Annotated in this window: 9 protein-coding genes, 1 pseudogene and 1 riboswitch; of the genes and pseudogenes, 8 read left to right on the top strand and 2 right to left on the bottom strand. The window is 56.1% G+C overall.

The features are described 5' to 3' along the window. Together I2B62_RS17855 and I2B62_RS17850 are read left to right on the top strand one after the other, a co-directional pair. Positions 1–420 (top strand): annotated as a pseudogene (locus I2B62_RS17855) (MFS transporter); the annotation flags it as partial. 287 nt (positions 421–707) lie between these two features. Next, positions 708–1,121 carry a hypothetical protein gene (locus I2B62_RS17850; RefSeq protein WP_195270392.1) on the top strand — a complete coding sequence of 138 codons (414 nt, stop codon included), beginning with the start codon at positions 708–710 and terminating at the stop codon, positions 1,119–1,121. 56 nt (positions 1,122–1,177) lie between these two features. Here the strand turns inward: I2B62_RS17850 and I2B62_RS17845 are convergent, their stop codons facing one another. Further along, positions 1,178–4,276, bottom strand: a complete 3,099-nt coding sequence (locus I2B62_RS17845; RefSeq protein ID WP_195270391.1) for a heavy metal translocating P-type ATPase — start codon at positions 4,274–4,276, stop codon at positions 1,178–1,180. A 113-nt stretch (positions 4,277–4,389) separates the two neighbouring features. Then, positions 4,390–5,364, bottom strand: coding sequence for a M14 family metallopeptidase (locus I2B62_RS17840; protein WP_195270390.1), 975 nt, complete (start codon positions 5,362–5,364; stop codon positions 4,390–4,392). A gap of 235 nt (positions 5,365–5,599) precedes the next feature. Next, positions 5,600–5,780, top strand: a riboswitch (cobalamin riboswitch). A 140-nt stretch (positions 5,781–5,920) separates the two neighbouring features. On the opposite strand from I2B62_RS17840, the gene nikB reads away from it, so the two are divergent. The 6 genes from nikB to I2B62_RS17810 all read left to right on the top strand — a co-directional run bounded on the left by nikB (position 5,921) and on the right by I2B62_RS17810 (position 12,516). Further along, positions 5,921–6,889: a nickel ABC transporter permease gene (nikB, locus tag I2B62_RS17835; RefSeq protein ID WP_195270389.1), complete on the top strand. Its 969-nt coding sequence runs from the start codon at positions 5,921–5,923 to the stop codon at positions 6,887–6,889. Beyond that, entirely contained in the window at positions 6,890–7,708 is an 819-nt protein-coding gene (gene nikC, locus I2B62_RS17830) for a nickel transporter permease (RefSeq protein ID WP_195270388.1), read from the top strand. It abuts the gene before it with no gap. A 67-nt stretch (positions 7,709–7,775) separates the two neighbouring features. Next, on the top strand, positions 7,776–9,344 hold the full coding sequence (locus I2B62_RS17825; protein WP_195270387.1) for an ABC transporter substrate-binding protein: 1,569 nt from the start codon (positions 7,776–7,778) through the stop codon (positions 9,342–9,344). A gap of 31 nt (positions 9,345–9,375) precedes the next feature. Beyond that, on the top strand, positions 9,376–10,161 hold the full coding sequence (locus tag I2B62_RS17820; RefSeq protein WP_195270386.1) for an ABC transporter ATP-binding protein: 786 nt from the start codon (positions 9,376–9,378) through the stop codon (positions 10,159–10,161). Further along, positions 10,145–11,110: an ABC transporter ATP-binding protein gene (locus tag I2B62_RS17815; protein ID WP_347707837.1), complete on the top strand. Its 966-nt coding sequence runs from the start codon at positions 10,145–10,147 to the stop codon at positions 11,108–11,110. Before I2B62_RS17820 ends, I2B62_RS17815 begins: the two co-directional genes overlap by 17 nt. A 14-nt stretch (positions 11,111–11,124) precedes the next feature. Continuing rightward, complete coding sequence (locus I2B62_RS17810) at positions 11,125–12,516, top strand: MATE family efflux transporter (RefSeq protein WP_195270384.1); 1,392 nt, start codon at positions 11,125–11,127, stop codon at positions 12,514–12,516. Positions 12,517–12,518 lie beyond the last annotated feature (2 nt).

The following is a 12,518-nucleotide window of genomic DNA, read 5'->3' as shown; positions in this document are numbered from 1 at the left end:
TCCAAAACCATTTTGGTGGTGATGGCCGCCTGCGCGGTCTGCTGTTTTGCTTATTTGATTCTGCCGCAGACCGCAGGTTTTATGATGGTTGCCATTGTCATTACCCTGGTTTTGGGATTTTTGGCCAACGGCGCTTACGGTGTTGCGTCCTCTGTTCTGACAGAAACCCATGTGCCGGCCCATATCTTCGGCGCGGCCTCGGGCCTGCTTTCCGTGATCGGCTTTTTGCCGGAAAGCTTTATGCATCAGCTGTTTGGCAGCTTCATTGACAATTATGCGCTCAAGGGCTACACCTACATTTTCATTTGTCTGACCGTCAGCGCGGTCATCGCCATCGGCGGCTGTATCGCGACTCAGATTTACATGAAAAAGAAGTACCCGAAAGAGGAAGCAGGAGCAGCCCCTGCGGTAGAAGAATAAAACCATCACAGAATCCGGTTTACCCATTAATCCGGCCTCTGAAAAGGGCCCTTTGAAAGATAAGGGCCTTTTAATATTAGCGGACAGCAAAAGATACCCTTTATCTCTGAGAGGGTATCTTTTATTAATTTTAAAGGAATGATGAAGGCAAGGAAGCTTTAATGATAATTAAAATTTTTAAAGCCGCTTGTAACAGGAAAAATAAAGTGGTAAAATACCAAAAACAGGTGAACTGATAAATTGAATTAGATGAGACATTGGAGTGTCTGTTGGGAGGTGTCAGGCGAATGAGCGGCACAAAAAACGCTTTGGAGGAAGGCTTTTCCACCCGGGCAAAGACTTATTTTAGAAAAGGCAGTCTGTTTTCCAGGGATAAAACCTTTGATGGCGAGCTTAAATCCCTCAGACGGGTAGTCCGCAAAAGCGCGGAGGACCCGGAGAGCAAAAAACAATATTCCTATCATACCTTTGTCATAAAAAAGGGCAGCCGTGAAATGACTTATGTGTTTAAAGGCCATCCGGAAATGGATTTTACCGGCTATTTTAAAGAAGGTGAGCCAGTCCGCCACCATGCCGGCTATGAAATACCTGAAAAATATGACAAATCAGAGGACGATGAGATTTTATGCATTATCTGCGGCGAGTTTTCACCAGCGGATAAAAACCAGTGCCCCTACTGCGGCGGCGTTTTACTGAAATAAAACAAACGGCAAAACCCCGGCTTTCATTTTTAGAAAGCCGGGGTTTTTTATGCTGCTTATTTCTTATATAAAATACGGATGGAGTTGAGCACGCAGAGGATAGCAACGCCGGTATCGGCAAAGACCGCCATCCACATGTTGGCAAAGCCAAGCAGGCCCAGAACCATGACCAGCGCCTTGATGATCAGGGCAAAGACCACGTTCTGCCAGGCGATCCGGCTGGTTTTGCGGCCGATCTCGATGGCCTGGGGTATGGCTTCAACGCTGGAGTTCATGAACACAACGTCTGCAGCCTCGATGGCGGCATCCGCGCCGCTGCCCATGGCCGCGCCCACATCCGCCCCGGCCAGTACCGGCGCGTCGTTGATGCCGTCGCCGACAAACATGACGCCGCCCTGAGCCTTTCGGATGGCCTGAAGCTCACTCAGCTTATCCTCCGGCAGGAGTTTGGCGTGAACCTCGTCGATGCCTGTGGCTTTGGCAACCGCCTCAGCGCTTTCCTGAGCGTCGCCGGTCAGCATGGCAGTGCGGATGCCCAGACGCTTGATCTTGGCGATGGCGTCCACGGCGTCAGGCTTGATGGTGTCAGAAATGACCAGATAACCGATGAATCTGCCGTCCAGAGCCAGGAGCACCTCGGTGCCGTAATGGTCATTTTTATAGCCATCCAGATCAACGTTCTGGGATTCCAGCAGCGAGCGGTTTCCGCAGAGCACTGTACCGTCACTTAAAACCGCCTGGACGCCCTTGCCGGCAATTTCCTTAGCAGAAGCCGGGCGTTCCACAGACAGGCCCCGTTCCTCGGCGGCAGTCACAATACTGTTGCCGATGGGGTGAGTGGAGGTCAGCTCACAGCTGGCCGCCAGGGCCAGAAGCCGGGCCTCATCCACACTGTCGGTGGGAATGGCCTGCTGCACCACGAAATTGCCCTCGGTGATGGTGCCGGTTTTATCCATAACCACGGCCGCGATGTTTTTGATCCCTTCGATGGACACGCCGCCCTTAAACAGAATACCGCGTTTGGAGCCGGCGCCGATGCCGGAGAAAAAGGCCAGGGGCACACTGAGCACAAGTGCACAGGGACAGCTGATGACCAGGAAGGTGATGGCTGTGTAAATCCAGTAATACCAGTCGCCAGTCACCAGAGACGGTACTACGGCAGTCAGAACAGCCAGGCCGACCACGAAGGGGGTATAGATCCGTGAGAAGCGGGTAATGAACCGGTCGATTTTCGGTTTGCTGGCCGCTGCGTTTTCCACAGAGTCCAGAATACGGGTGACCATGGATTCTTCCAGAACCTTTTCGACCCGCATTTTTAAGAGGCCGGAGGTGTTGACACAGCCCGAGACGACCTCGTCGCCGTAGCCGGCCTTGACCGGAACAGGCTCGCCGGTTACCGGGGAGGTATCGATGCGGCTTTCGCCCTCGACGATGACGCCGTCCAGAGGAATGCGGTCGCCGGGGCGCACCAGCAGGATGTCGCCGATGGCGGCTTCCTCGGCGTCGATGACCCGCACCTCGTCGCCGACCAGCAGGTTGACGACTTCGGGGCGCATGTCCACCGCGTCCATGATCTGGGTGCGGCTTTTTTCGACCGCGCGGTCTTCAAAGTATTCGCCGACACGGTAGAACAGCATGACGCCCACAGCCTCGGGATAATCCTGAATGGCGAAGGCCGCCAGCGTAGCTACACTCATCAGGAAATTTTCATCAAAGACCTGGCCCTTCATCAGGTTCTTGACCGCTGTGATGACAATACGGCCGCCGAGGATGATGTAAGCCAGCACGAAAACCGGAATGTTGTAAACCGGGGGCAGGGTACGCTCCATGATCTCGCCGGCGATGAACAGGGCCGCGCCGATGATAATGCCGATGAGGGTTTTGGTCTCAGCCGACATTTTTTTCTTCGCGGGTTTGCCGGAAACGGCCTGAGCCTCTGGGATTACAGCTTTTGGGCGGCTTTCCCGGGGAATGACCTGCACGTCCGACTCGATGGACTGGCAGATGTCACGGAACTGAGAAAGCAGGCGGTCCGGGTCTTTTCCGGTAACCTTGAGCTGCTTGGTGGCATAGGTGATGGTGGCGCTGGTGACGCCGTCCAGGGCATTGATCCTGGCTTCCATCTTGGCCGCGCAGTTGGCGCAGCCAAGATTTTCGAGAGTATAAACCCTTGTGAGGCCTTTGCCCACGGTTTTTTTGCGGGGAATGACCCTGACGTCCGGCTCGATGGCCGCGCAGATCTGCTGAATATCGGGCAGCAGGGCAGCCGCGTTGTCGGCGGACAGGCGCAGCTGCTTGGTAGCATAGGTGATGGTAGCGTACTCGACTCCGGGCAGCTCTTTGATTTTGTGCTCCATTTTGGCCGCGCAGTTGGCACAGCCCAGGTTTTCAAGAATGAAAACCGCTTTTTCCACGTCTGCGTCGGGCATCTTACAGGTGCAGTTGGCCAGACTCTCGCCGCAGATATCGCAGTATTCCTCGCCGTGGCGGCAGAGCTCACACTGGCAGTCCGCCGGATGGCCGGGGACATGGTGATGATGCTCCTCATGCTCATGGTGATCGTGCCCGCAGCCGCAGGCCTCGTCATGATGGTGATGCTCCTCGTGCTCGTGGTGATCGTGCCCGCAGCCGCAGGCCTCGTCATGATGGTGATGCTCCTCGTGCTCGTGATGATCGAGCCCGCATCCACAATCGTCGTCATGATGGTGATGCTCCTCATGCTCGTGGTGATCGAGCCCGCAGCCGCAGGCTTCGTCATGGTGGTGATGCGCCTCATGCTCGTGGTGATCGAGCCCGCAGCCGCAGTCATCGTCATGGTGGTGATGCTCCTCGTGCTCGTGGTGATCATGCCCGCAGCCGCAGGCCTCGTCATGGCGATGAGATTCTTCGCTGTGGCTGTGGACGGCGGGTGCCGGCGCTTTTTTCAGGGAACGGCGTTTTCGCTCGGTAATGCGAATGTCCGGCTCGTAGGAAACCGCGATTTTTTGCATTTCCGGCAAAAGCCCGTCCGGGTCTTCGGCGGTGAGGCGGAGCTGCTTGGTCGCATAGACGATGTTAGCCTCGCTGACACCGGGCAGGGTTGCGATTTTGCGCTCGATTTTTGAAGCGCAGTTGGCGCAGCCCAGGTGCTCTAATATATAAGTCTTTGTTGCCATAATGGCCTCCTCGGAAAGTTGGATTAAAATATGATGAATAAAACATATGAATCATTGTTCATATGTTAATATTAACTGTCCGGAGGTTGTTTGTCAAGGGGTAATAGCAAAAATTAACGGGTCATTCCTGTGGTTTCCGCAAATTTGCCGTAGGTGATAAGCTCGCAGAAATCATCGGTCCAGAGGGTGGCGGACTGGTAGAGGACCACGCCGTCGTATTCGGCGTGGTAGGTGTCGAGGATTTTGCCGAAATAATCCCTGACCTCACCGAGGCGCTGGCCCTTGGCGATGAGCTCGCCCACCTTTACCTCGGGATACCAGAGGCCGTGATGTGTGGGCATAAGGTATACCAGATCAATCAGGTCCACAGGGCGGTGCCGCTGCTCGGGATCGCCGGCCAGCAGGCCGAGGTGCTTGAGAATATTGATGACATCCTTCTTATCTGCGTCGACCTCTGCCTGGGTAAAACGGCCCGCGCAGCCGCGTTCCAGCAGGATGCTGGGGATGCCGAGCACGCCGGCATAATTGTAGGCTCCGGTGGTGGCGGTGGATTTGACCATATAGGGCACGTCGACATGAAGGGCGGCCTGCCGGGCGGCTTCGGAAACCGCGGGGTCTGCCGCGCCCACGTAGTATACATAAGGCGTCAGGTCCTCAAAAATTTCGCCGCAGTGCAGGTCGATGTAGAAATCAATCTGAGAATAAAGGCTGTACTCAAAGAAATGGGCGACGCGGTCGGCCAGAGTGCCCTCGTGGGTTCCGGGAAAGACCCGATTGAGATTTTTATTGTCCTGCGGCATGAGTGTGGGGTAGCGGGACTCAAAGCCCGGAATATTAACAGGGTGGATGAGGATAAGATTTCCCTTCAGATGCCCGGGGGCAATTTCGCCGGCCAGCTGGATGGCGGCCTCGATGCCCACGTACTCGCAGCTGTGGATACCGCTGGTGATGAGCACGGTTTTTCCGCTGCCCGCGCCGTTGACCAGGGTGACGGGAACCTCGATTTCTGTGTGTGGGATGGGCAGCATGCCCTGGACTTTCTCGCCGGGGGCGGCTGTCAGTGTGCCGATGGATAGGTTTTTTTTCATTGCGGACTCCTTTCGTTTTTGAAATAATTTTGATTTAAGCCGATTGCCTTGAGTATAAGGCATGGCGAAAACCAATGTCAAGCAGAAAAAAATAAAAGCAAAAAATATACCGGGTGGGGGTATCTGCTTAAATTTATTGCTTTTATTTTTAAAAAAGACTGGACAAATGCACGAAAGTTCAGTATAATTTAAGCAATTTCACAGTTTACCATAGTGAAATATCCGTTTTTAAAATTTAATCATGCCAAATACAAGTTCCCGATCGGGGATTAAAAGAGAAACCGGTGCAAATCCGGTACGATCCCGTCACTGTAATAGGGAGTAGTCCGCAAGATGTCACTGAGGCACAGCCTTGGGAAGGCGTGGACATACGAAGAACTTAAGTCAGGAGACCTGCTTGTATTGTTGTTTTTAGTAATCTTACGGTAGATAGGAGGGCTTTGTTTTCATTCAGCCGTCTGGGCTGTTTTTTTAATGATTTTCATGCCCTTTCCCTTTTATTCTCCGTTTCGGATTGTTACCCGTATTGCCATTTTGACAGAGGAGGATTTCTTTATTGAACACGAAACAGCTTGTTAACCGTTTGCTGCAAATCGTACTGGTGCTTTTTGGCATCAGCTTTCTGACCTTTTGCCTGACTTATTTATCCCCCGGTGACCCGGCCGAGCTGATGCTGGTGGCCGGCGGCACACCGCCGTCTGAGGAGCTGCTGGCGGAAACCCGGGAGGAAATGGGCCTCAACGACCCGTTTCTGGTGCAGTATGGCAACTGGCTTAAGGGCTTTGTGACTGGGGATATGGGGACATCCTATTCCTCGAAAACGCCGGTGAGCGCAGTGCTGCTTGACTGCCTTGGACCGACCCTGGAGCTGGCGGCCGCGTCGCTCATTCTGATGCTTGTGATCTCCATTCCCCTGGGGATTCTGGCAGCCGTGTACCAGAATCGCTTTCCGGATTACCTGGTGCGGGGATTGTCCTTTATTGGCGTATCCTTTCCAGGCTTCTGGATCGGCCTGGTGCTGCTGTACGTGTTTGGCCTCAAGCTGAACTGGTTTCCCATCGCCACCTCGGGCACGGGCTTTATGAAGCTGGTGCTGCCTGCGGTCACGCTGGCCATTGCCATGTCGGCCAAATATACAAGACAGGTGCGCACCGCGGTGCTGGAGGAGCTGCGCCAGGATTACGTGGCCGGGGCCCGGGCCCGCGGCCTTAAGGAATCGGCCATACTGTGGCGGGAGGTGCTGCCAAACGCCATGCTGCCGCTGGTAACCCTGCTGGGCCTGTCCCTGGGCTCGCTGCTGGGCGGCACGGCGGTAGTGGAGATTATTTTCTCTTGGCCCGGCCTGGGAAAAATGGCTGTGAATGCCATCGCCGCCCGGGACTATCCGCTGGTTCAGGGTTATGTGATCTGGATCGCCCTGATTTACATGGTCATCAATCTGCTGGTGGATTTCTCCTACGGCTATCTGGACCCGAGGCTGCGGGAGCTGCACCGGGAAGTAAAAAGAAAGGCGGTGAAGGCGTAAATGAAAGCTTTTTTCAGGCAGAACAGGCTTTTTGCCATCTGCGGGATGCTGGCGGCGGTGATTGTTCTGATCGCGGTGTTTGCGCCGTGGATCGCGCCCCACGATCCCTATGAGACCATTATGCAGAACGCGCTCAGACCGCCGTCGGCTGAATACCCCTGTGGTACAGACCAGCTGGGACGCTGTGAGCTGTCCAGGATCATCTACGGGACGCGGGCGTCGCTGGAAATGACGCTGACGCTGGTGGTTATTGTCTTTGGGGTCGGGACATTTCTCGGTATGGTCGCCGGCTATTTCGGCGGCGCGGTGGACGCGGTAATCATGCGGATCTCGGACATGATGATCTCTTTTCCGGGCATGGTCCTGGCCATTGCCATTGCCGGGATGCTGGGGCCGAGCCTGTTTAACACAGTCATCGCCCTGGCGGTGGTGAGCTGGACAAAATACGCCCGGCTGAGCCGCAGCCTGGTGCTCAAGATTAAAAACAGCGCGTACATTTCCGCGGCGGTGGTCACAGGAGCGCGGACCGGCCGGGTACTGGGCGGTTATGTGGTGCCAAACATCATTCCGACCATGATCGTAACCGCGGCCATGGACGTGGGTACCATGATGCTTGAGCTGGCGGCGCTCTCCTTTCTGGGACTGGGGGCACAGCCGCCCACACCGGAATGGGGCTTGATGCTCAATGAAGGGCGGCAGTACCTGCAGACCGCGCCCTGGCTTATGCTGTTCCCGGGCATCGCCATTTTTATGGTGGTTTCGGTGTTTAACCTGATGGGGGACGGACTCCGGGATATACTGGACCCGCGTCAGGATTAGAGCAGCGGGTCTGCAAAATAAACAAGGTTTTTATTTTAATTTTCATATGAATATGAGAGGAGACAAAATGAGTAAATTTAAGAAACTGGTATTAGCAGTGGCGATTCTGGCCATGACGGCGACAGGATTATCGGGCTGCGGAGGCAGCGGAGGTTCTTCGGGATCCTCAGATCAGCTGAACATCGGGGTGACGAGCTTCGCGGATACGCTGGAGCCGACCGAGCAGTATTTCAGCTGGGTGGTCATGCGCTACGGCGTGGGTGAAACCCTGGTAAAGTTCAACGAGGAGATGGGCGCAGAGCCCTGGCTGGCGGAGAGCTGGGAGCTGGGCAGCGACAACCTGACCTGGACCTTTAAAATCCGCGACGGCGTCAAGTTCTCAAACGGCACCCCGCTGACGGCTGACCTGGTCAAGGCGTCGCTGGAACGGACTTTTGAGATGAGCAAGCGCGCCAGCTCGGACTTTTTCCAGTACGACGCCATGACGGTGGACGGCTCAAACCTGGTGATCAAGACCAAAAGTCCGACACCGGGGCTGCCTGGCTGCCTGGCCGATCCGCTGTTTTTGATCGTGGACACCACTGTGGATACCACCGCCTTTGCCACAGACGGGCCAATCTGTACAGGGCCTTACGCGGTCAAGTCCTTTGACAAGGAAAAATGCGTGGTGGTAAAGAATGAAAATTACTGGGACGGTGAGGTACCATACAATGAAGTGAACATCCAGGTCATCGACGACGCCAACACCCGCGCCATGGCGCTCCAGTCCGGCGAGGTAGATATGGCTGTTAACATCAGCAGCAGCGATTTATCCCTGTTTGAGGGCAACGACCAGTTTGACATCAACAGCATCGCATCGCTGCGGACGGTGCTTTCCTTTATGAACCAGCGGGGAGCCCTGGCCGACCTGAAGGTACGCCAGGCAGTAATCCGCGCCATGGACCGCCAGACCTACGCAGATAACCTGCTCCACGGCACCTTTGAGGCCGGAAAAGCGCCGATTCCCCCGTCACTGGATTACGGCTTTGACAGCTTGAAGGATGAAAACACCTATAACCTGGAAAGCGCCAGACAGCTGCTGGCCGAGGCAGGCTATGCCGACACCAACGGCGACGGCATTGTGGAGAAGGACGGCCAGAACCTGACGCTCCAGTATGTGATTTACGACAGCCGCGCCGAGCTGCCCATCCTGGCCACCGCCACCCAGGCCAACCTGAAGGAAATCGGCATTGACGTCAAGGTCGAGACCTACGAGTACACCACTCTGCTGGATATGCAGGAAAACGGCGAGTACGACCTGCTGATCTGGAATGTCATCACCGCCAACACCGGCGATCCGGAAAACTACCTGAAGGAATATTGGAAAACCCATACCGATGAGAACAAGAATGCCAACACAGCGGGCTACAGCAACCCTGAGGTCGATGCAGTCTTAGACCAGCTGTCCACCGAGTTTGACACCGCCAAACGGCGGGAGCTGGTTATCCAGGCCCAGCAGCTCATCATGAATGACGCGGCCAGCATCTTCTACGCTTATCCGGAAACCAACATTATTTCCAGCAAGAAGATTACCGGCGTCGAGATGCTGCCAGCGGATTACTACTGGCTGACCAAGGAAATCAAGCCGGCCCAGTAGGCGAAAAACACGATAACGAGAGGAGAAAAAGATGCTGAAAATCCGGGACATGAGCGTCCAGTACGGTGAAAAGCCGCCGGCCGTGGCGCACTTTGACCTGCACATGAAAAAGCATGAGATCATCAGCGTTGTGGGAGAGAGCGGCAGCGGAAAAACCACGGTGATCCGCTCCATTCTCGGCCTGCTGCCGGGAGGCGGCCGGATCACCGGCGGGGAGCTGCTTTTTGAGGAGGAGCCCCTGCTGGAAAAAAGTCCGGAAGCCTGGCGGGACCTGCGGGGCAGCCGCATCGCCATGATTTTTCAGGACAGCGGCAGCATGCTCAACCCCATCCGCAGAATTGGCCGGCAGTTCGTGGATTATATCCAGACCCACAAGGCTGTCTCAAAGGACGCTGCCCGGGCCCGCGCCGTTGAAATGCTGGCGCGCATGCGCCTGCCCGACGCGGAAAACATCATGGACAGCTATCCCTTTCAGCTGAGCGGCGGCATGCGCCAGCGGGTGGGCATTGCCATGGCCATGGTGTTTGAGCCCGATCTGCTGCTGGCCGACGAGCCCACCAGCGCCCTGGACGTGACCACCCAGGCCCAGATCGTGCGCCAGATGATGGCCCTGCGCCAGGACTTTGGCACAGGAATCATGATCGTCACACATAATCTGGGCGTGGCCGCGTATATGGCAGACCGGATCATCGTCATGCGGGCCGGACAGATCGTGGAGAGCGGCACCCGGGAAGAGGTGATCTTTCACCCAAAACAAAATTATACGAAAGAGCTGGTGGCCGCAGTGCCCGAGCTGGGAGGTGCGCGCTTTGTCTGAAAAACATGAAATTGTCCTGGAAACCAAAGAGCTGACCAAATGCTTCCATGCCCCGGGCGGGCGCATGCTCAAGGCCTGCGACAGTGTCAGCCTGGCAGCGCGGCGCGGCGAGACCCTGGGCATTGTGGGGGAGAGCGGCTGCGGAAAAAGCACCTTTGTTAAAATGCTGGTTCAGCTTGAAAAGCCCACCTCGGGTGCGATATACTTTAGAGGAAAGGATATCGCCGGATTCTCGGGAGAGGCGGCCCGGCAGAACCGCCGGCATATCCAGATGGTGTTTCAGGATCCCGCCGCCTCCTTCAGCCCAAAGATGCGGGTGGGGGACATCATTACCGAGCCCCTCATGAATTTTGGCATGATTACCCGGAAACAACGGGCTGAAAAGGCCTTGGAGCTGCTTGAGATGGTCGAGCTGGACGCGGATTTTATGAGCCGCTACCCCCACAACATGAGCGGGGGCCAGCTCCAGCGGGTGGGCATTGCCAGAGCTCTGGCCCTGAACCCGGAGGTGCTGGTCTGCGACGAGGCCACCTCGGCCTTGGATGTTTCCATTCAGAAGAAAATCGTGGCACTGCTCACCCGGCTTCAGCGGGAAAAAAACATTGCCATGCTCTTTATCTGTCACGATATGGCCCTGGTCCAGAGCCTGAGCCACCGGCTGGCCGTCATGTATCTGGGCAATATCGTGGAGACTGTGCCGGGCGGGCAGCTGTGTGAAGCCGCCATGCACCCCTATACTCAGGCGCTGCTGGGGTCTGTGTTCTCACTGCATATGGACTGCTGTCAAAAGATCGAAACCATTGACGGCGACCCGCCGAGCCCGCTGGATTTACCGCCGGGCTGTCCCTTTGCCGGGCGGTGTCAAAAATGTATGCCGGTCTGCAAAACGAACAAGCCTGTCCTGAAGGATGTGGCGCCAGGCCACCAGGTGGCCTGCCATCTCTATTAATTAAGGAAACCCATATGGAAGAAACCCGTGAAATCCCGTTAAAGGGCCAGATGACCGAGGGCAGGATCGGGCGGCAGCTGCTGCTGTTCGCCCTGCCCCTCATGTTCTCCAACCTCTGCCAACAGCTGTACAACACCGCGGATGCCGTGATCGTCGGCCGTTTGGTGGGAGCAGACGCGCTGGCAGCCGTAGGCGCAAGCAGCCTGCTCATCACCTTTATGATCTATTTTTTTATCGGCCTGTCTATCGGGGCCAGCGTGCTGATTTCACAGTTTTTTGGCAGCCGAAAATACGATAAGGTGCAGGAGGCTGTACACACCGCCGTAGCCCTGAGCCTGGTGTCCGGCCTTGTCCTCACTGTTCTGGGGCTGGCCTTTGCGCCGGCCATGCTGCAGATGATGAACATTCCCGAGGCCGGGCTGGCATACGCCGTACCCTATATCCGCATCTATTTTCTGGGCATGATCCCCATGACCCTTTACAACATTGGCAGCGGTGTCCTGCGCGCTGTGGGTGATTCCAAAACCCCGCTGGCCTGTCTGGTGGTCACGGTGGTGCTGAACATCGGGCTTGACCTGCTCTTTGTGGGTCCGCTGGGCATGGGTGTTGCCGGCGCTGCGCTGGCTACTGCCCTGGCCCAGCTGGCCGCCGCTGTGCTCATTGTCATTATCCTGCTGAGGGCCGACCCCATCTACCGGCTGCGGCCAGCGAGAATCCGGTTTCACGCTCAGACACTCAGGGATATTGTGCGCATCGGCCTGCCCGCCGGCCTGCAGTCTGTGCTGGTCTGCTTTTCCAATGTGGTGGTCCAGTCCCAGATCAATACCTTTGGGCTGGAGGTAATGGCCGGCTTTACCGCTTATATGAAGATCGACGGGTTTCTTTTTATGCCCATTGACGCCTTCTGTCTGGCCATCTCCAACTTCGTGGGCCAAAATATGGGCGCGGGACACTGGGAGCGGGTGGTGAAGGGCAAGAACGTCTGCCTGCTGCTGTGCGTTGGCGTGACCCTTGGCCTGGGCGTAATGATTATCCTGAACGCCCGGTTGATCCTGGGCATGTTTACCTCGGACGAGGCAGTGGTTTTAAACGGTATGCGCCAGCTGTACACCGTGGTGCCCCTTTACGGCATCTACGCCGCCGATCAGGTGTTTGTGGGTGTTTTGCGGGGTGCCGGAGCCACGGTCATCCCCATGGTCATTACTCTGGTGTGCATGTGCGGCCTGCGGCTGGGCTGGATTTTTACCACTCTGCGGTTTGTACACGACGCGCGCATGATCTACCTGAGCTATCCGCTGACCTGGATCGTGACCGGGGCAGTGCTTGTGCTCTATTATTATAGAGGCGGCTGGCGGACGGAAAGGGTCCGCCTGAAAAATCGTAAAGAATTAAAAAGAAGCTGTTGACA

The sequence above is a fragment of the Eubacterium sp. 1001713B170207_170306_E7 genome (genome assembly GCF_015547515.1).
Taxonomy (GTDB): domain Bacteria; phylum Bacillota; class Clostridia; order Eubacteriales; family Eubacteriaceae; genus Eubacterium.
The sequence above is the reverse complement of the archived record's forward strand: the minus strand, read 5'-3'. Positions and strand labels throughout refer to the sequence as shown.

Bases quoted from the DNA above. Each gene is read 5' to 3' on its own strand.
- I2B62_RS17850 (WP_195270392.1), top strand. From the start codon at position 708: ATGAGCGGCACAAAAAACGCTTTGGAGGAAGGCTTTTCCACCCGGGCA.
- I2B62_RS17845 (WP_195270391.1), bottom strand. From the start codon at position 4,276: ATGGCAACAAAGACTTATATATTAGAGCACCTGGGCTGCGCCAACTGC.
- I2B62_RS17840 (WP_195270390.1), bottom strand. From the start codon at position 5,364: ATGAAAAAAAACCTATCCATCGGCACACTGACAGCCGCCCCCGGCGAG.
- nikC (WP_195270388.1), top strand. From the start codon at position 6,890: ATGAAAGCTTTTTTCAGGCAGAACAGGCTTTTTGCCATCTGCGGGATG.
- I2B62_RS17825 (WP_195270387.1), top strand. From the start codon at position 7,776: ATGAGTAAATTTAAGAAACTGGTATTAGCAGTGGCGATTCTGGCCATG.
- I2B62_RS17820 (WP_195270386.1), top strand. From the start codon at position 9,376: ATGCTGAAAATCCGGGACATGAGCGTCCAGTACGGTGAAAAGCCGCCG.
- I2B62_RS17810 (WP_195270384.1), top strand. From the start codon at position 11,125: ATGGAAGAAACCCGTGAAATCCCGTTAAAGGGCCAGATGACCGAGGGC.